General features: G+C 66.6%; 20 protein-coding genes. 16 read left to right on the top strand and 4 right to left on the bottom strand.

From position 1 onward, the window contains the following. Positions 1-94 precede the first annotated feature (94 nt). From NA11_RS21885 to NA11_RS21845, 9 genes are all read left to right on the top strand, one after another. Positions 95-841 carry a DivIVA domain-containing protein gene (locus NA11_RS21885; protein ID WP_069163826.1) on the top strand — a complete coding sequence of 249 codons (747 nt, stop codon included), beginning with the start codon at positions 95-97 and terminating at the stop codon, positions 839-841. 90 nt (positions 842-931) lie between these two features. Continuing rightward, positions 932-1,600 (top strand): YceD family protein, encoded by a 669-nt coding sequence (locus NA11_RS21880; RefSeq protein WP_069163825.1) that lies wholly within the window; start codon positions 932-934, stop codon positions 1,598-1,600. Between the two features lie 2 nt (positions 1,601-1,602). Beyond that, positions 1,603-1,785: a 50S ribosomal protein L32 gene (gene rpmF / locus NA11_RS21875; protein ID WP_014987105.1), complete on the top strand. Its 183-nt coding sequence runs from the start codon at positions 1,603-1,605 to the stop codon at positions 1,783-1,785. Positions 1,786-1,810: 25 nt separating this feature from the next. Then, positions 1,811-2,521 carry a ribonuclease III gene (gene rnc / locus NA11_RS21870; protein ID WP_439957088.1) on the top strand — a complete coding sequence of 237 codons (711 nt, stop codon included), beginning with the start codon at positions 1,811-1,813 and terminating at the stop codon, positions 2,519-2,521. A 1-nt stretch (position 2,522) separates the two neighbouring features. Continuing rightward, a complete protein-coding gene (gene mutM / locus NA11_RS21865; RefSeq protein WP_069163824.1) occupies positions 2,523-3,383 on the top strand; it encodes a bifunctional DNA-formamidopyrimidine glycosylase/DNA-(apurinic or apyrimidinic site) lyase in 861 nt (286 codons plus the stop codon). A 63-nt stretch (positions 3,384-3,446) separates the two neighbouring features. Beyond that, positions 3,447-4,028, top strand: coding sequence for a dihydrofolate reductase family protein (locus NA11_RS21860; protein ID WP_069163823.1), 582 nt, complete (start codon positions 3,447-3,449; stop codon positions 4,026-4,028). A gap of 5 nt (positions 4,029-4,033) precedes the next feature. Beyond that, positions 4,034-5,095: a PHP domain-containing protein gene (locus NA11_RS21855; protein ID WP_084654917.1), complete on the top strand. Its 1,062-nt coding sequence runs from the start codon at positions 4,034-4,036 to the stop codon at positions 5,093-5,095. Between the two features lie 101 nt (positions 5,096-5,196). Continuing rightward, positions 5,197-6,726 (top strand): PstS family phosphate ABC transporter substrate-binding protein, encoded by a 1,530-nt coding sequence (locus NA11_RS21850; RefSeq protein ID WP_069163822.1) that lies wholly within the window; start codon positions 5,197-5,199, stop codon positions 6,724-6,726. Between the two features lie 86 nt (positions 6,727-6,812). Continuing rightward, a complete protein-coding gene (locus NA11_RS21845; protein ID WP_069163821.1) occupies positions 6,813-7,241 on the top strand; it encodes a carboxymuconolactone decarboxylase family protein in 429 nt (142 codons plus the stop codon). A 9-nt stretch (positions 7,242-7,250) separates the two neighbouring features. Here NA11_RS21845 and NA11_RS21840 read toward each other — a convergent pair whose 3' ends face one another. After that, on the bottom strand, positions 7,251-7,547 hold the full coding sequence (locus NA11_RS21840) for a hypothetical protein (RefSeq protein ID WP_245746040.1): 297 nt from the start codon (positions 7,545-7,547) through the stop codon (positions 7,251-7,253). 80 nt (positions 7,548-7,627) lie between these two features. Here NA11_RS21840 and NA11_RS21835 point away from each other — a divergent pair, with 80 nt between their 5' ends. The 6 genes from NA11_RS21835 to NA11_RS21810 all read left to right on the top strand — a co-directional run bounded on the left by NA11_RS21835 (position 7,628) and on the right by NA11_RS21810 (position 14,799). Continuing rightward, complete coding sequence (locus tag NA11_RS21835; protein WP_069163819.1) at positions 7,628-8,716, top strand: winged helix DNA-binding domain-containing protein; 1,089 nt, start codon at positions 7,628-7,630, stop codon at positions 8,714-8,716. 395 nt (positions 8,717-9,111) lie between these two features. Beyond that, positions 9,112-10,212: a glycosyltransferase family 4 protein gene (locus NA11_RS21830; protein WP_141717765.1), complete on the top strand. Its 1,101-nt coding sequence runs from the start codon at positions 9,112-9,114 to the stop codon at positions 10,210-10,212. Between the two features lie 2 nt (positions 10,213-10,214). Beyond that, on the top strand, positions 10,215-12,347 hold the full coding sequence (locus NA11_RS21825) for an amylo-alpha-1,6-glucosidase (protein WP_439957089.1): 2,133 nt from the start codon (positions 10,215-10,217) through the stop codon (positions 12,345-12,347). Between the two features lie 98 nt (positions 12,348-12,445). Beyond that, positions 12,446-12,631 (top strand): hypothetical protein, encoded by a 186-nt coding sequence (locus NA11_RS21820; protein WP_141717758.1) that lies wholly within the window; start codon positions 12,446-12,448, stop codon positions 12,629-12,631. A 136-nt stretch (positions 12,632-12,767) separates the two neighbouring features. After that, entirely contained in the window at positions 12,768-13,826 is a 1,059-nt protein-coding gene (locus NA11_RS21815) for an NAD-dependent epimerase/dehydratase family protein (protein WP_069163901.1), read from the top strand. Between the two features lie 121 nt (positions 13,827-13,947). Continuing rightward, a complete protein-coding gene (locus NA11_RS21810; protein ID WP_167837701.1) occupies positions 13,948-14,799 on the top strand; it encodes an alpha/beta fold hydrolase in 852 nt (283 codons plus the stop codon). An 18-nt stretch (positions 14,800-14,817) separates the two neighbouring features. Here the strand turns inward: NA11_RS21810 and NA11_RS21805 are convergent, their stop codons facing one another. The 3 genes from NA11_RS21805 to NA11_RS21795 form a co-directional block, all read right to left on the bottom strand. Next, the gene (locus tag NA11_RS21805; protein WP_069163900.1) at positions 14,818-15,513 is read right to left on the bottom strand and encodes a cation efflux transmembrane domain-containing protein; all 696 of its coding nucleotides are present in this window, start codon (positions 15,511-15,513) and stop codon (positions 14,818-14,820) included. Beyond that, the gene (locus tag NA11_RS21800; RefSeq protein WP_069163899.1) at positions 15,513-15,842 is read right to left on the bottom strand and encodes an ArsR/SmtB family transcription factor; all 330 of its coding nucleotides are present in this window, start codon (positions 15,840-15,842) and stop codon (positions 15,513-15,515) included. The genes NA11_RS21805 and NA11_RS21800 overlap by 1 nt, the downstream gene beginning before the upstream one ends. A 111-nt stretch (positions 15,843-15,953) precedes the next feature. Next, the gene (locus NA11_RS21795) at positions 15,954-18,356 is read right to left on the bottom strand and encodes an MMPL family transporter (protein ID WP_084654916.1); all 2,403 of its coding nucleotides are present in this window, start codon (positions 18,354-18,356) and stop codon (positions 15,954-15,956) included. Between the two features lie 447 nt (positions 18,357-18,803). Between NA11_RS21795 and NA11_RS21790 the strand changes: the two genes are divergently transcribed. Continuing rightward, positions 18,804-19,193, top strand: a 390-nt coding sequence (locus NA11_RS21790) for a DUF222 domain-containing protein (RefSeq protein WP_218023361.1), incomplete at its 3' end; no start/stop codon positions are given.

Genomic DNA, 19,193 nt, shown 5'->3' with positions numbered 1-19,193 from the left:
ACACCGGACGATGACTCGGCACAAGCCGTGACGAGGGGCACACTGGGTCTCGGCGGAGGTTCGCCAAGAGTCGTACGAGAGTGGGGTAGTGAGCATGTATCGCGTATTCGAAGCACTCGACGAGCTGGTCGCCATCGTCGAGGAAGCGCGTGGCATCCCGCCGACGCGCAGCTGTATCGTGCCGCGCGGCGATGTGCTCGAACTGCTCGACGACGTGCGCGACGCGTTGCCCGGCGAGCTCGACGACGCCCAAGACGTCCTCGACATCCGCGACAAGATCGTCTCCGATGCCCGCTCCGCCGCCGAAGTGACGGTGAGCAGCGCCAATGAGCAAGCCGCACATGCCATCGGCTCGGCCCGCGAGGAGGCCGATCGCATCCTCGCCGACGCCAAGGCGCACGCCGACCGGATGGTCGCCGAGGCAGGTGCGCACGCCGATCATCTCGTGAACACCGCCCAGGCCGAGGCCGACCGCGTCGTCGCCGACGGCAACGCCGAATTCGAGGCCGTCACCAGCAGGGCCAGGATGGAATCCGAGCGAATGATCGAGGCGGGCAAGGCTTCCTACGATCGCTCCGTCAAAGACGGCGAGGTCGAGCGGGACCGGCTGGTCGCGCAGACCGAGGTGGTCCGCGCCGCGCACGCCGAATCCGCGCGGGTGATCGACGCCGCACACGCCGACTCCGACGCGATGCGCGAGGAATGCGACCACTACGTCGACAGCAAGCTCGCCGAGTTCGAGGAGACCCTCACCAGCACCCTGCGGACCGTCGGTCGCGGCAGGCATCAGCTGCGCGCGGGCGCAGGCGCGCCCGACTATGCGACGGAGTACCGCCGCTGATCGCGATGGCGTGCGGTTTGGGTTGACGCACCCGCCTCGCGTATCGTGGTGTGGTTGCCCAATCCCCCCTAATTGTGAAGTGAGTTCGTGATGCCCGCCGGATCCGGTTCTGCCTCGCGTCCGCGCTCGGCCTCGCGCCGGGAGCCGGACGCGGCCTTCGTGCTGGACGTCCGCAGCCTCGGCCGCAGGCCGGGCACCATGCGTGAGCTGCGGCGCACCGTCACCACCGTCAACAGGATCGGCCTCGATCTGATCGGTGTCCCGGTCGGCGCCGAGGTCAAGCTCGACCTGCAGCTGCAGGCCGTCTCCGAGGGCGTGCTCGTCACCGGCACCGTCGTCGCGCCGATCGAGGGCGAGTGCTCGCGCTGCCTCGAGTCGTTCACCGACGAGCTGGACGTGCACCTCACCGAGCTGTTCGCCTACCCGGACAGCACGACCGAGCAGACCACCGATGACGACGACGCCTACCGGATGATCGACGACACGATCGACCTGGAACCGGTGATCATCGACGCCATCGGCATCGAGCTTCCGCTGCAGCCGCTGTGCACGCCCGACTGCGCCGGATTGTGTGCCGAATGTGGCGTACGGATGGCGATTGCGGGTTCTGACCACTCGCATGAGATACTTGACCCTCGCTGGGCCGGGCTGGCGAAATTTGCCACCGCATCGCCCGGCAACGGCAGCCCCGACACGGGCGCGGCCACAGCAGCAGACCAGTCAGCCGATATGGCAAGTAATAGGACAGAGGAGAAGTAGTCGTGGCCGTTCCCAAGCGCCGGATGTCCCGTTCCAACACCAGGTCGCGGCGCAGCCAGTGGAAGGCCACCGCGCCGACCCTGATCACGTGCCCGAACCGCGCCTGCGGTGAGAAGACCCTGCCGCACATCGCATGCCCGTCGTGCGGCACCTACAAGGGCCGTCAGGTCACCGCAGCTGTCTGACCGTTCAATAACCTGTCGTACAGACGTGACCGAATCCGACTCGTCCGATGAACACGCGAGCTTGCTCGCGGCGCTCGGTGTCGAGGTGCAGCCGGATCTGCTGCGCCTCGCTCTGACGCACCGGTCGTACGCATACGAGAACGGCGGGCTGCCGACCAACGAGCGCCTGGAATTCCTGGGCGACTCCGTCCTCGGGCTGAGCATCACCGAGCGGCTGTACCACGAGCATCCCGGCAAGTCCGAGGGTGAGCTGGCGAAGCTGCGCGCGAGCGTGGTCAACATGCACGCGCTCGCCGAGGTGGCGCGCCAGCTCGGCGAGGGTGGGCTCGGCGTGCACCTGCTGCTCGGCAAGGGCGAAGAGCTCACCGGCGGCAGGGACAAGCCGAGCATTCTCGCCGACGGCATGGAGTCGCTGCTCGGCGCGGTGCACCTGGAGCACGGCATCGACGTGGCCCGCAGCGTGGTGCTGCGGCTGTTCGCCGATCTGCTCGAGCGTGGACCACGCATGGGCGCCGGGCTCGACTGGAAGACCAGCCTGCAGGAGCTCACCGCCGAGCGTGGCCTCGGCGTGCCCAGCTACGAGATCACCTCGACGGGCCCCGATCACGACAAGGAATTCACCGCGACCACGGTGATCGGCGGCCGTGCCTACGGGCAGGGCGTCGGTCGCTCCAAGAAGGAAGCCGAGCAGAAGGCTGCGGGCACCGCCTACCAGGCGCTGACCGCCGAAGCCTGACGTGCCCGAACTTCCCGAGGTCGAGGTCGTCCGTCGTGGCGTCGCCGAGCATGTGGTCGGCCGGGTCATCGAGTCGGTCGCTATCACGCATCCGCGTTCGGTGCGCCGTCACCTCGAAGGCGCCGCCGATCTCGCCGCCCGACTGACCGGACTGAAGGTCCAGTCCGCGGAGCGGCGCGGCAAGTACCTCTGGCTCACCTTCGACGAGCCGGACACCTCGCTCGTCGTGCACCTCGGCATGAGCGGTCAGCTGCTGGTGCAGCCCGCGGACGCGCCGCTGGAGAAGCACGCCCACATCCGGGCGACCCTCGGCGACGGCACCCAGCTGCGCTTCGTCGACCAGCGCACCTTCGGCGGCTGGGCGCTCGCGCCACTGGTCGAGGTGGACGGCACCCTGGTGCCGGAACCGGTCGCGCACATCGCGCGTGACCCGCTGGATCCCCGCTTCGACACCGACGCCGTCGTTGCCGCGGTCCGCGCCAAACAGACCGAGATCAAACGGATTCTGCTCGACCAGAGCGTCGTTTCCGGCATCGGCAACATCTACGCCGACGAATCCCTGTGGCGCGCAAAGCTGCACGGCGCCCGTCTCGCCTCCGGCCTGTCCAGGCCAGCCGTGCGCGGCCTGCTCGCCGATGTCGGCGCGGTGATGGGGGAGGCGCTCGCCGCGGGCGGCACCTCGTTCGATGCGCTGTATGTCAACGTCAACGGACAATCCGGCTACTTCGAACGGTCGCTTGCCGTCTACGGCCGCGAGGACGAACCGTGCCGCCGATGTGGCGCTCCCATCCGGCGTGAGAAGTTCATGAATCGTTCCTCGTATTCTTGCCCGCGGTGCCAACTGAAGCCTCGCGATCGTTAGCGGGAGCGAGTTACCTTTCTTGTAGGCGGTTCGGGTTTCAGGCCGGCCGTGGAGGAAGGACACATGCGCAAACTCACGTACTACGTAGCGTCGACCATCGATGGCTTCATCGCCACCGACGACGGATCCGTCGATTTCTTTCCGGTCGGCGGTGATCACGGCCCGGCGATCACTGCGCAGTACCCAGAGACGTTGCCGACCAAGGTGCGCGAGTCCCTCGGCATCGACAAGCGCAACCGCTACTTCGATACGGTGCTGATGGGTCGCAAGACGCACGACTTCGGGGTGCGGACCGGGACGTCGAGTCCGTACGCGCATCTGAAGCAGTACGTGGTGTCGACGACCTTGCCGGAGAACCCCGACCCCGACGTCGAGCTGATCGCCGCGGACCCGCTGGCGAAGGTGCGCGAACTCAAGCGGGCCGAGGGTCTCGGCATCTGGCTGTGCGGTGGCGGCGAGCTCGCCCAGGTGTTGCTGCCCGAGATCGATCAGATCTTCCTCAAGCTGTATCCGGTGCTGCTCGGCCAGGGACGTTCGCTGTTCGGGACCGGTCCTCGGCTGCCCGATGCGGCCAAGTTCCGGGTGATCACGAGCCGAGTGTTCGAGGACGGTGTCGCCTTCATGAAGTACAGCCGGATTCGCTGACCGCGGTGGCCGACGACGATGCGACCGCAGCCGACCGGGCCACCGTGCCAGGCCCGGTGGAAGTGCTGCGGGAGATCGGCTTCTGGCTGGAGCGTTCGCGCGCCGAGACCTATCGGGTGAAGGCCTACCGGCGTGCCGCCGATATCGTCGCCGAGCTGTCGGACGACGAGCGCGCGGCGCATCGCGCGGCCCGCAGCTGGCGCGATATCGCCGGGATCGGGCCGAAGACCGCGACCGTCATCGAGCAGGCGTATTCCGGTGTGCTTCCGCAACTTCTGCTCGACCTGCGCGGTGCGGCCAAGCCGATCGGCGCGCCGGGCAAACCGCTGCGCGCCCAGCTGCGCGGTGATCTGCACACCCACTCGGACTGGTCCGACGGCGGCAGCCCGATCGCCGAGATGATGGGTGTCGCCGCGGCCCTCGGCCACGAATACTGTGCGCTGACCGATCATTCGCCGCGGCTGAAGGTGGCCAACGGGTTGTCCGCCGACCGGCTGCGCAGGCAGTTGGACGTGGTCGCCGAGCTCAACGACCGGATGGCGCCGTTCCGCATCCTCACCGGCATCGAGGTCGACATCCTCGACGACGGCGCCCTCGACCAGCAGGCGGAGCTGCTCGCCGAGCTGGATATCGTGGTGGCCAGCGTCCATTCGCACCTGCGCGACGACAGCGCGACCATGACCAAGCGGATGGTCTACGCCGTGGCCAACCCCAACGTGGACGTGCTCGGCCATTGCACGGGACGGCTGGTCGAGGGCGGCCGCGGCACCCGGCCCGAGTCGAGCTTCGACGCGGAAGTGGTGTTCGAGGCGTGCCGGACGTTCGGCACCGCGGTCGAGATCAACAGCAGGCCCGAGCGCCGCGATCCGCCGTCGCGGCTCATCCAGCTCGCGGTCGAGATGGACTGCCATTTCTCCATCGACACCGACGCGCACGCGCCGGGCCAGCTGGACTGGCAGGGCTACGGCTGCGAGCGCGCGCTCGCCAATGGTGTTGCGGCCGAACGGATCATCAACACCTGGCCGCTGGCCGATCTGCTGGCCTGGACCGAGGCGTCCGCGACCTGATGACCGTCGGGTTAACGGTTGCCGAACAGTTCCACTGATCTCACTCCAACGACCGTTCGCACCTGAAAATGGTTGCCACAGAGATCGTGTGGGGGAACTAGTTGGACGACTTTCCAATCGAGATCGTGCTCGCGGTGATCGGCATCGCGGTGCCGATTGCGGCGTTCCTGTGGGAGTTCGTGTTCATCGGGCGCAAGCGGCTCGGCTATCGCGTGCAGATGGACACACCGGTCACCGGCGAGGTGGAATCGGTGTTCCCCGGGGTGCTTCCGCAGTTGCGGCCGAGTCTGGACGGCGCGAGCCCGGACCTCAAAGATCTCTCGGTGGTCTTGGTGCGCATCGAGAACAGCGGCGCCACCGATATCGATACCAGTGACTACAAGGCGCCCGAACCCGGTCGGATCGGTCTGCACCTGCGCTTTCCGCAGCGCCGGGTGATCGGCATGGCGGTGACCGAGCTGAGCGATCCCGGTCTCGCCGACAACCTGGACGTGGACTCGGGAATCACGGTGCGCGAGGACATCAATGGGCACATCGGCGTCATCGACCTGCCCAAGGTGCCGCTGGATCGCAACGAGCACTACAAGATCCTGGCGATCCTGCAGCGATCCGAAGGCGCGGGTGACTACCCTGCGCCGGTGCTGCTCGGCGGGATCAAGGGCGGCCGACTACTCGAAACCCACAGTCGCACAGGCATTCCCCGAATGATGCTGGCACTGCTCGTTTTTCTCGTGCTGGTGATCGTCGTCCAGCTGGTTGTCACCGCCGTCGAGCCGGTGCCGACGCCGCTGGAATGTGCCTCTGGCACGCTCACCGTGGTCGGGTCCTCGGCGTTCGCGCCGGTCATCAAGGAAGCCGCCGCGCAGTACGGGAAGCGCTGTACCGACGCGCATTTCGCGTTCGGCTTCGAGGGCACCGAGCGCGGTCTCGATCGGCTCGCCGAGGGCGGCAAGGACAACCCTGGATTGCTCACCATCAGCGACGGGCCCAAGGGCACCGGGTATCCCACGCTGGTGTATCGCCCGCTGGCGGTGTCGCTGTTCACGGTGATCGTCAACAAGGATGTCGGGGTGCAGAACCTCACGGCCGACCAGATTCGCCTGGTGTATCGCGACCAGGTCACCAATTGGCGCGAGGTGGGCGGACCCGACCTGCCCGTGGTGCTCGTCAACCGGAATCCTGGGTCAGGCAGCCGAAACACGTTCGAGCGCAGGCTACTCGACAACAGGCAACAGCCGGAGCGGACGCACACGAGCTGCACTGCGATCAAGGGGACGGTGATCTCGGCCGCGCAACACTGTGAAGTGCAGGTCACCGCCGACATGCTGAAGGCCGTCGGCGAAATCCCCGGCGCCATCGGCTATTCCGAGTTCTCCGAGGCGGTCGCCGCGGACCTGCCGACCGTCACGATCAACGGTGTCGGCGCGGGCCGGGACGCCGCGATGGATCGCACCTACCCGTTCTGGGGTGTCGAGTACGCCTACAGCAGCGGCGAGCTGCCCGGTGACTCGCTAGCCGCGAGCTTTGTGCGCTTCCTGACCGATCAGGCAGGCAAGGACGTCCTCCGCGCGCACGGCAACACGCCGTGTGCCGATCTGCCGGATCCTGGCAGGTGTCTGCCGGGGTCGTGACTGGTTGCCCCTTGATGTCACACTCCGCGCACTAGTTTCGTCTTCTCGATAGACACCATCGAGGAAAGGACGACAACGTGCCACGAATGAAGCTCGCGACGGTTGCCCCCGAGGTCTACAAGGCCTGGTTCGCGGCCGAGGCCGCCATCCGGCGCGGCCCGCTCGATCCGGTCATCCGTGAGCTGGTGAAGATCCGCGTCTCCCAGCAGAACGGCTGCGTGTACTGCATCGACCTGCACACCACCGATGCTCGGCTGGAAGGTGAGACCGAGAAGCGCATCTATCAGCTCAATGCCTGGCGGGAGTCGGCGCTCTACACCGAGCAAGAACGCGCGGCCCTCGCCTACGCCGATGCGGTGACGAAACTCGGCGAACACGGCGTCAGCGACGAGGTGTGGGCCGATGTCGAGAAGCACTTCGACGAGGGTGCGGCGGCCGGTCTCGTCGCGGTCACCGCGATGGTCAACCTGTGGAACCGGATCGGCGTGCCGATGCAGATGCGGCCGGGTGACTGAGCGTCGGCGTCAGTTGTCCGGTGGCAGTATCGGCCGGGTGAAGTAGTCCTCGACCGGCAGCGGTCCGGTGTACCGACGGCACGGGCACCGGACCCATTCCCACACCGAGGGGGCGACCGACCTGCGGATGTCGGTGTGGCATTCGCCTGCCTGTGGGTCGTGCATGGCCAGATCGTGGCCGCAGCCGCACTGCGCGAGGCTCGCCGCCGACTTCCGGCCCGGCGCGCCGCGGTGGCCGTAGCGTCCGATCGCCCAGCCCGCGCCGACGATTCCGGCTCCGACAGCCAGGGTGATGGGATCGAACATGCGACCATTGTACGTATACGTATGCGCGGATAACGCCGGACTGGCCCGAATTGTCGGTGCCATCGGCGAAGATAGCAGGTATGACGGAACTATCGCTGCGTGAGCTGAACCGAACCCTGCTGGTACGTCAGATGTTGGCGCAGCGGGTCGCGATGACACCGTTGGAACTGGTCCGGCATCTGGTCGCGGTACAGGGGCAGGAACCCAATTGGCCCTATGTCGGATTGTGGTCTCGTCTGCAGAGTTTCGAGCACGACCAGCTGGCCAGATTGCTGCGGGAGCGAAAGCTGGTGCGCTCCACCATGATCCGCCGCACGGTGCACCTGGCCGACGCGGACGACTTCCGCTGGCTGCGCCCGACGGTCCGCCAGATCGTGCATTCCGCGCTGCAGGCGCCGTACTACCGCGACGAGATCGATGGCGTCGATCTGGACGAGCTCACCGTCGCGGGCCGAGAACTGTTGTCCGGTCAGATCATGTCGCGCACCGAGCTCGGAAACCTGCTCGCCGAGCGCTTTCCGGACCGGCTGCCGCGCAGGCTGGCCGAATCGGCGGAGCTGCTGGTGCCGATGGTGCACAGCCCGGTCACCGGCGCCTGGGGCAAGTGGCGCAATCGCTCGGTGACCGTCGCCCTCGCCGAAGAGTGGATGGGCGTGCCGATGGAGACGGAGCCGCAGGCCGAGACCCTGGTGCTGCGCTACCTCGCTGCGTTCGGGCCCGCCACGGTCGCCGACATGCAGGCGTGGGCAGGCATCACCCGGCTTGCCGAGGTGGTCGACGAAATGCGCGGCAGCCTAAGGGTTTTCACCGATGATCAGCACCGGGTGCTGTTCGATCTGCCGGAAGCTCCGCTCGCCGACCCGAATCTCGCAGTGCCAGTGCGCTTCCTGCCCGCCTTCGACAATGCGCTGCTCGGCCACAAGGACCGGCGCCGGATCATCAGCGACGAGGATCGTCAGCGGATCGCCAGGGAGGCGTCGGTGGGCGTGGCGATGTATCTGGTGGACGGCTTCGTGCACGGCCGGTGGACATTGGACGACAGCACCATTCGGGTGACCCCCTGGCACCCGTTCACCGCCGCCGACGAGGCGGAGGTACGCGCCGAGGCCGAGCGGATGCTCCCCTTCGTGGTCCCCGGGCAGGACGGAAAGATCGTCATCGAGGGCTGAACCGGGGTGTCCACCCCCGTAGACATAGTCGGGTAGGGCCGCAAAGGCGGCCCTCATCGGCCGATCTCGGCTATCGATCAGTTACATACTCGAGTCCATGGTTTGGGGCCGCCGCGTAGAGGTACATCACAGGCGGCCCCCCTGCTCACATTCCCACGTGACCAGGCCAACCAAGCCCCATGGACGGCGGTGCGACCGAGCTCCACCTCCGCTGCGGGGGCCACCAGTTCGAGTTCGGCGCCCCGCGCCTCGGTGTGCTGGGTGGATGCGAGTGCTAACCGGTTGTGCCCCTTGAAAGGAGGGTCATGAGTGCGTTACCCGTGCCGACTTCGGCGCAGAAAGCCACATCCGATCTTCTGTCGATCGACCACGTCGGTACCCGATTCCGGATCGCGATGGTCGTTCCGCCGTATTTCGATGTGCCGCCCAAGGCTTACGGCGGTGTCGAGGCTGTTGTCGCCGACCTGGTCGACGCACTGGTGGCCAGAGGCCACGAGGTGACCCTGCTCGGCGCGGGGGAACCGGGGACGAGGGCGAAATTCGTTCCGCTGTGGGATCGTACGGTGCCCGAGCGGCTCGGCGAGCCGTTCCCCGAGGTGATGCACGCGCTGCGGGTACGGCGCGCGATCCAGGAACTCGCCGCGACCGGCAGCATCGATCTGGTGCACGAGCACACCTTCGCCGGCCCGCTCAACGCGCCCGTGTACCAGGGCCTCGGCCTGCCGACGGTGCTCACCGTGCACGGCCCGGTCGAGGACGATTCCTATGAGTACTACCGGGAATTGGGCGACGAGGTCGCGCTGGTGGCGATCAGCGACCGGCAGCAGGAACTGGCCCCCGATTTGAATTGGGTAGGGCGGGTGCATAATGCTCTGCGCACCGAGGAGTGGCCGTTCCGTGCCGACAAGGACGACTACGCGCTGTTCCTCGGCCGGTTCAACGAGTGCAAGGCGCCGCATCTGGCGTTGGAGGCCGCGCATGCCGCGGGCATGCCGCTCGTGCTGGCCGGCAAGTGCAGCGAGCCGCCCGAGCTGAAATATTTCGACGAGCAGGTGCGTCCACTGCTCACCGAAAACGACCACGTGTTCGGGCTCGCCGACGCGACCGCCAAGCGGAAGTTGTTGGCGGGCGCGAAATGTCTGCTGTTCCCGATCCGCTGGGAGGAACCGTTCGGCATGGTGATGATCGAGTCCATGGTGTGTGGCACACCGGTGGTCGCGTTGCGCGGCGGTGCGGTGCCCGAGGTGATCGTCGACGGCGTGACCGGCCGGGTCTGTGACGACCCAGGGCAATTGGCCGCCGCCATCGCCGAGGTCCAGACGATGGATCCGGCCGCGTGCCGCGCCCACGTCGAGGCGAACTTCGGCGCCGACCCGCTCGGCCGCGGCTACGAGCAGGTCTACTACAAGTTGATGCGGCGGCGGAAGCGGCCCGACTATCGGTGGCGCACCAGCGAATCCGTCCGGTTGCCGCTCGCCGCCAGCGGACTCGCGTGACGGTGGACCTCACCGCCGCACTGAGCCCTGCCCCGCTGAATTCGGGTGAGCCAACCGGATTCGGCGGGGCGGGCGCGGTCACCCTGGTCGAGGGCGGCACCTTCTGCCTGTCGAACCGGCTCGGCGATGTCGAGCCGGGGCGGCCGCACGGCCTGTTCTTCCGGGACGCGCGGGTCGTCTCCCGCTGGGAGCTGCTGGTGGATGGCTGTCCGCCCGAACCACTTTCGGTGCTCAGCCCCGAGGCCTTCGCCGCCAGATTCGTGTTGCGAAGACCGCCGTCGGCGGGCTTGGCCGACAGCACCCTGCTCGTGCTGCGCGAACGTGTCATCGCCGATGGCATGCACGAGCTGCTCACGCTGGAGAACATGGGGCGCGAACCCACCGCAGTCACACTGGAATTGCATGTCGACGCCGATTTCGTCGACCTGTTCGCGGTCAAGGAAGGACGTGTCGGACATGGCAGAGCCGAGGTGGCGGTCACCGATGGCGAACTGCTGTTTCATGATCGGACCGACCGCATGCGCGGGCTCTCGGTCTCGGCAACCGTCGAACCCGTCGTCCTGCCTGGCACGTTGATGTGGCGGGTGGTGGTGCCGGTGGGCGGTAGCTGGCAGACCGAAATCATCGCCCAGCCGACGCTGGGCAATCAGCGGTTTCAGGCGCCGCTGGCTCCGGGGGAGCATTACGGGGTCAGCGCGCCGGGACGCAAGATCGAAGCGTGGCGGCACACCGCCACCGACATCACGGCCTCGCATCCCGAGCTGTCACAGGTGTTGCGCCGCAGCGAAAGTGACCTGGGCGCCTTGCAGATTCACGACGAGACGGGGGAGAGCAGGCCGTTCGTCGCCGCAGGCGCGCCATGGTTCATGACATTGTTCGGGCGCGACAGCCTGCTGACCGCGTGGATGGCGCTGCCGCTCGAGGTCGACCTCGCGGTCGGCACGCTGCAGCAGCTCGCCGAGTTGCAGGGGCAGTGCGTCGATCCGCTCACTGAGGAGGAGCCGGGGCGCATCATGCACGAGATGCGGCGCGGACCGGCGGGTGGGCAGGTGCTCGGCGGCAACATCTACTACGGAACCGCCGATGCGACACCGCTTTTCGTGATGCTGCTGGCCGAATGTCATCGCTGGGGCGCGGATCCGGCGGTCATCGAACGGCTGCTGCCCGCGGCCGACGCCGCGCTGCGCTGGATCCGCGACTACGGCGACCGGGACGGCGACGGGTTCGTCGAGTACCAGCGGGCCACCGACCGCGGACTGGTCAATCAGGGGTGGAAGGACAGCTTCGACGGCGTCAACGACAGCGGTGGGCATCTCGCCGAGGCGCCGATCGCGCTGTGCGAAGTGCAGGGTTACGTGCATGCCGCGTTACTCGCCCGCGCCGAGCTCGCTGACGCCTTCGATGACGCGCGGCTGGCGGGCAAACTGCGCGATCAGGCTGCTGAACTGCGCATCAAGTTCGCCGAGCAGTTCTGGCTGCCGGAAAAGGGCTGGTACGCCGTCGCTCTCGACCGTGGCAAGCGGAAAGTCGATGCGCTGACCAGCAATCCGGCGCACTGCCTGTGGTCGGGGATCGCGACCGACGAGCATGCCGCCGAGTTGGTGCAGCGGCTGTCCGGGCCGGAGATGGACTCCGGCTTCGGGTTACGCACCCTGTCCTCGGCGATGGGCGCTTACAACCCGATGAGCTACCACTGTGGCTCGGTGTGGCCGCACGACACGGCGATCGCGGTGGCCGGGCTGCTTCGCTACCGGCAGGTGCCGGGGGCAGTCGAGCTGGCCGGCCGACTCGCGAACGGATTGCTCGACGCCGCAGCGGTTTTCGACGGCAGGCTGCCCGAGCTGTACTGCGGGTTCCCGCGCTCGCGGTTCCCGGCGCCCGTGCCGTATCCGACGTCCTGCTCGCCGCAGGCGTGGGCGAGCGCCGCGCCGCTGCTGCTGGTGCGCTCGTTCCTCGGTCTCGATCCCGACGTGCCGGCGCGCACCCTCACCGTGCGTCCGCTGGTGCCGCCGCAGTGGGGCCGAATCACGTTGTCCGCGTTGCGTCTCGGCCCGATCACCGTCGACCTGGAGGTGGAAGGCGCCACCGTGACCGCGGCCAGGCTGCCGGACGACTGGGAGCTGATCACCAGATGACGATCATGGCGTGAATGGAGCTCGTTCGGGTACTCCTCGCACAGAAGCACTGCGGCAAGCCGCTCGGATCGAAAGACCACGCAGGCTGGAGGTGCACGATGCAGACATCGTCCGATATGCGGGACCTGTGGAACGCGCGACACCGCGACTGCACGATCGACCCGATGGATCTCGACCTGGAACTAGCGCAGTTCGTCCGCAGCACCCATGCGGGCCACGGGCCTGGTTGTCAGCAGTATCTGGCGGCCTCGGCCTACTGCTTCGGGCACGCCGACGTCGGCTGACCAGTCCGCGGCAACGATGACGAAAGTCTGACGCTGCGGCGTTGCTGGTGCTCGAGTGGGCGTTGAACAGGCACGATCGTCCTATGACAGCAACGATCGGGCAGATCAGTGCCGAGCCGGGACGGCGGGAGTGCGCATGCGGGTGCTGCTGACCGGGGCCGCTGGATTCATCGGGTCCCATATCCGCCGTGACCTTATCGCCGCGGGACACGAGGTGATTGCCGTCGACCTGATGCTGCCCGCGGCGCACGGGCCCGGTGCACCGGTGCCCGAGGGGATCCGTCAGGTAGACGTGCGCGACGGCGCGGCCCTGGATGTGTTGCTGCACGGTGTCGATGTTGTCTGCCACCAGGCCGCGGTGGTCGGCGCCGGAGTGAGCGCACAGGATGCGCCCGCCTATGCGAGCCACAACGATTTCGGCACCGCGGTGTTGCTGGCGGCGATGGACCGGACAAGGTGCCGTCGCTTGGTGCTTGCCTCCTCGATGGTGGTGTACGGCGAGGGTCGCTACCGTGGCGTGCGGTGTGGCACGGTCGACGTGGATGTTCGTCGCCGGGAAGATCTCGCCGCCGGGATGTTCGAGCACCGCGACCCGGCCTCCGATGAGGTGCTGACCTGGGAGTCGGTCGGCGAGGATGTGCCGTTGCGCCCCCGAAGTCTCTATGCGGCAAGCAAACTCGTGCAGGAGAACTATGCCTCGGCATGGGCGGCAGTGACCGGCTCCAGCGTTACCGCGCTGCGCTACCACAACGTCTACGGCGACGATATGCCGAGAGACACCCCGTATTCCGGTGTCGCGGCGATCTTCCGGTCTGCCCTGGAATCCGGTCAGCCGCCGCAGGTCTTCGAGGATGGCAGGCAGACAAGGGATTTCGTGCATGTCACCGACATCGCTGCTGCCAACGTCGCCGCCGTCGAACAGCCGCTGCCCGGGTTCCTTCCGCTCAACATCTCCTCCGGCCGCCCGATCACCATCGGTGAGGTCGCCGCGACCCTTGCCGCCGCCCGCGGTGGGCCGGAGCCGGTCGTCACCGGCCGCTACCGTCCAGGCGACGTCCGCCATATCGTCGCCGACCCCGACCGGGCAAGGCGCACCCTGGGTTTCGTTGCGCAGGTAGACCCGATCGCCGGTCTCACCCAGTTCGCCTTCGCGCCGCTGCGCGACTCCGCGGGGGTCTACGCGCCGACGTTGTGAGCGACGTCGGTGGCTCGGATGGCATCGATCACCTTTGCCTTGACGGGCCAAGGTATTTACCCTTACCTTGGAGGTCCAAGGTAAGGGGGAAGTGATGAACAGAAGAACCACGATTCCGTCGATGACCGACCTCGCAGCGGCGCTGGGGGTCCAGATTTGCAACGTGACACCACCGCGCGACGTCTTCTACTCCCGTACGGGCTGCCGGTTGCACGGACTCGACTGGGGTGGATCAGGACCCGAGGTGCTACTGCTGCACGGTGGCAGATTGACCGCGCACACTTGGGATTTCGTCTGTCTCGGCCTGCGCGGAGAAGCGCGACTCGTCGCGCTCGACCTGCGCGGCCACGGTGACAGCGGCTGGTCCGACGACTATCGGATCGCCACCATGGCCGACGATGTCGTCGCCGCGGCCGACCATCTCGGCTTCGACCGGGTGCGGCTGGTCGGCATGTCGCTCGGCGGTCTGGTCGCGGCCCGCGTCGCCGAGGTGTATCCGGATCGCGTCGAGCGGCTGGTGCTTGTCGACGTCGCGACCGGCGCCGACTTCGAGAGCACCAAGCGGATGCGGGACTTCATCCTCGGGCTCGGTCCCGTCGGCGAACTCGATTCGGTGGTGGACGGCGCGCTGCGGGTCAGCCCACTGGCCGATCGCGCGGTCCTCACCTATCGGATGAGCAAGCTGTTTCGCCTTGGGACAGATGGTGCTTGGGTGCCGCGGGCCGATCCGCGTACGCCCGACTTTCCCGCGCTGCTCGCCGCCATCGAGCTGTTCGCGGAACAGCTCGCGGGCCTGCCGGTGCTCCTCGTGCGCGGCGGGCGGAGCAAGGTGCTCCCGCAATCCGCTGCGGAGCGTCTGGTCGAGCGGCTACCCGAGGGGGAACTGGTGGTGGTGCCGGACGCGGGACACAATGTGCAGGAAGACAATCCGGCGGATTTGGTCACCGCGCTGCGCGCTTTTCTGGTTCGCTGAGCTCGGTCGTCGAATTGTTCAGTCGCAGCACGCGCATTCGGGACCGGCCGTACCAATGGCGTTGGTGGCGCAGCATGTTTCGCCGCGCCACGCGTTGATGCCCTCCCTGACCGCAATGGCGGCAATGACCAACGCGGCGAGCGGATCTGCCCACGACCAGCCGAACATGCTGTTGAGCAGCAACCCGATCAGCAGGACCGCCGACAGGTAGGTGCACAGCAAGGTCTGCTTGGAGTCGGCGACCGCGGAGGCGGACCCGAGCTCCCGTCCGGCCCGCCGTTGCGCCGCCGACAACACCGGCATCACCGCCAAACTCGCTGCGGCCAAGGTGATGCCGATCGGGGAGTGCTGTGCTTCCGCTGCGCCGAGCAGTCCGCGGACCGAATCGGCGGCGACGTAAACGGCCAGCGCGAAGAACGAGAACGCGATGATCCGCAGCGCGACCTTCTCCCGCGCCGCGGGATCGCGCCCGGCGAATTGCCAGGCCACCGCCGCCGCCGAGGACACCTCGATCACCGAGTCGAGCCCGAATCCGATCAGCGCCGTCGACGAAACGCGAGCGCCCTCGCTGAGTGCGACGGCCGCCTCGATCACGTTGTAGGAGATGGTCGCCGCGACGAACCATCGAATCCGCCGCGCCAACACTGCCCGCCGCTCCGGCGTCGGGCCCACCGTGATCGATCCGAGCGAGGGCATCCCCAGCGGCGCGGACATCAGCAGCACCCTTCCGAATCGGCGGCCGGGCAGCACGCCGGATCGACCGCGAGCACCAGGCCGAGTAGATCGTCGAGTGCATGTCCGATGCGCACATCGGCCAGCTCGTACCGGCTCCGGCGGCCCTCTGGTACGGCAACCACCAGCCCGCAACCACGAAGGCAGGCAAGGTGATTCGACAGAATCTGCCGGGAGACGCCGATCTGCTCAGCGAGATCCGAGGGGTACCCCGGCGCACTGCGCAAGCTCAGCAGAATTTGCGTACGCGTCGGATCCGACAGCGCATGCCCGAACCGAGCCAACGCGTCCCTGTGTATCACCGTCTCCACGCCGTGACGGTACATCAGAATCTGTATTCATGAAACCCTGAACAATCCGCAGTCGGCTCCGTCAGCATCGGACACGATCGCGAAGCGGTCCACCGCGCCAACGGCGTGAAGTCACCGTGGGATGGGCCTGGTCGGGGCCTCGGAGTTGTTGTCTCTGATCGTGCGCGGCGCCCGTGGTTGCGCCGGGAATCCAGGGAGGCCGGTCGGGCCAGGTCGCTGCGGCGAACCCTGAGTAGTGTTGTGCCCCTTGCCTGGTCGATTGTCCTCGAGTGCGGTGATCTGCTCGGTCACCGGGTCGGTGATCGGTGTGGTCTGCACCAGATCGGTGACCGCCCCGCTCGGGTGTTCGTGCGCCAGAATGGGTTCACCGAGGCCGATTTTCTGTTGGATCTTTGTCATCCACCGCGGCGCCCACCAGCAGTCGTCGCCGAGCAGCTTCATCGTCGCGGGCACCAACAGCATGCGCAGCACCGTCGCGTCGATGAACAGAGCGGCGATCATGCCGTAGGCGATGTACTGCATCATCACCAGCTTCGAGAACGCGAACGCGCCGGTGACCACCAGCAGGATCAGCGCTGCCGCGGTGATGATGCGGCCGGTGTGTGCGGTGCCGATCCGCACTGCCTCTGTGGTGGAAGCTCCGGCCGCGCGTGCTTCCACCATCCGCGACATCAGGAAGACCTCGTAGTCGGTGGACAGCCCGTAGATGATCGCGATGATCAGCACCAGCACGTTCGCCTGAATCGGTTGCGGGGTGAAGTTCAGCAGGCCTGCGCCGTGGCCGTCGAGGAAGATCCACGTGAGGATGCCCAAGGTAGAGCCGAGGCCGAGTGCGCTCATCAGCGCGGCTTTGATCGGCAGCACGAGCGAGCCGAACGTCAGGAACATCAGCAGCGTGGTGAGCAACAGGACCACGGCCACCATCAACGGGATGCGGATGAGCAGGGCGTCGATGCTGTCCTTCTGCAGCACCGGGATGCCGCCGACCAGCATGGTCACTCCGTCCGGCAGCTCGATCGAGCGTAGATAGTCGACCGTCGCGCCTGCGTCGTTGAGGTTCACCAGGCTTGCCGATGTGCGGTGGATGTCGCGTCGGGCCTGCGGATCGTCGGGCCTTTTCGGTGGCTCGAACTGAGTTTTGAGGCCGGGCGCGTTGTTGGCTTGCTTCAACACCGACCCGATGGCAACGGTGTCCTCGGCGACGAAGATCAACTGGATCGGGTCGGACCTGCGCAACGGGAACAAGGTGTCGATCTGTTCCTTCGCCAGTCGGACCGGATCATTTGGCGGCAGGTACTTTTCACTGAACCCGCCGAAGACCAGGTTCTGCACCGGCAAGATCAGTAGTAGCAGCACGACGCACAGCGAGATGCTGATCTTCAGCGGATGTTTCATCACCCACACCGGGAACCGGCCCCAAAAGCCGTTCTCGACTTCCTCCGCGCTCTTCGTCCTGCGGAATCGTTTGAGCCCCAATGCATCCACCCGTTTGCCGAGGACAGCGAGCATCGCAGGCAAGATGGTGATCGCGGTCAGCGCCGCCAACGTCACCGTCGTAATCGCGCCGTAGGCCATGGATTTGAGGAAGCCCTGCGGGAAAAGCAACATGCCGCCGAGGCTGACGATGATCATCGTTGCGGAGAACACCACCGTGCGGCCTGCGGTCATCACCGTGCGGCGCACTGCGGCAGGGGTGGCGTAGCCCTCAGCGACCTCCTCCCGGAACCGGCTCACGATGAACAACCCGTAGTCGATGGCGAGCCCGAGGCCGATCATCGTCACCACCGACGAGACGAACGAATTCACCTCGGTGAAGGTGGTGAAAATACGCATGATCCCCATGGCGCCGAGCATCGTCAGCCCGCCGATGGCCAGCGGCAGTGCGGCAGCGACGACACCGCCGAAGATGAAGAACAGGAGCACGCCCACCGCGGGTAGCGCGATCGCCTCCATGCGCCGAAGATCCTGGGCCATAGTGTCATTCAGCGAGCCTGCGATCGGCTGCAGGCCGCTGACTCGGACGTCGACGCCAGGGATGCGGAAGACGTTCTGGACCTTGCGGTAGTTGCGGACCATCTCGGTGTCGCTCTCGCCGCGAATGGCGATCAACGCGATGGCATGCTTTTTGTCTTTGGTCGCCGCCGCTGCACCGCTCACCTTGCCGGTTTCGGTCCGCCAGTATGCGGCGTTGATACCCGTGATCTGGTCGGGGTGATCGCGCGGCAGGGAATTGAGGTTGTCGATGATTTTGCGGCTGAAATCGGGATCGTCGACAGTCTTGCCCTCGGGGGCGGTGTAGAGGACGGCGACGTCCACGCTGTGGTCACGACCGAACGCGTCATCGGCGAGTTGGCCTGCCAGGGACGACTCCGAGTTCGGATCGAACAGACCGCCGGAACTGAGGTGGTCCTCCAGCCCGAATCCGTAGGCGCCCAACGCTAGTAGTCCTGCTACCGCGATGCCGATGACCGCGAAACGCAGCCGATGGACAACCGTTCCCCACCACGTGAACACCCTTAGAACTCCCCATTTCCGGACGTATGGAACGCACTGAGTGACCGTGATACCCAGACATCAGGGGATTCGAGTGGCGAATCCCATGTTGTTGCCGGGGCGATGGTCGAGGTGCTGCGTCCACTCACATCCCGCGAGTATGCCTGCGTCGCCGTCATTTTCCGATCATGGCTGGTTGCCGGACCAGGGGGGAACGCGATGATCGGCCGATGAGTGCTCGGTGAGGGTGGCTGGTGAGAGGGCCGTTGTGTCGTGTCGAGGCTGCCATTGACTGCCAGACTGCCAACTTTTGGAATCGGTGTGAAATGGCTGGTAGTGCATGGTTTTCGTGGGTAGGCTTCGAACATGTCTTCGAGTAGCGTGACTGTCGCTGATCCCGGTGTGGAGGCGGCGTTGTGTGCGCTCGAGGCTGGGCTTGCTCGGTTGTGTGAGGTGCGGACTGATGCGTTGTCGAATCTGGATCGGCTGGTGGTGATGCAGCGGTTGGAGACGGTGGTGCGTGCGTTGCCGGGGGTGGGGTTGGAGTTGGTGGCTCAGATGCGGGAGCAGTGGTCCAATGATGATTTCGCGACGCATTCGGTGATCGATACTCTGGCTGATGGGTTGCGGATCAGTCCTGCTGAGGCGCGTGCGCGGTGGCGTGCTGCGGATGATTTGGCGCCGCGTACCGGGTTGGATGGGCAGGTTCTGGAGCCGGTGATGCCGGGCACGGCTGCCGCGCAGCGGGAGGGGGTGATCGGGGGTGCGCATGTGAAGGTGTTGCGGGACTTCGTCGGGCATTTGCCCTCGTGTGTGGATAGTGTGACTCGTGATCAGGCCGAAGCTGAATTGGCGGGG

The organism is Nocardia altamirensis NBRC 108246 (genome assembly GCF_001612685.1).
Classification (GTDB): domain Bacteria; phylum Actinomycetota; class Actinomycetes; order Mycobacteriales; family Mycobacteriaceae; genus Nocardia; species Nocardia altamirensis.
The sequence above is the reverse complement of the archived record's forward strand: the minus strand, read 5'-3'. Positions and strand labels throughout refer to the sequence as shown.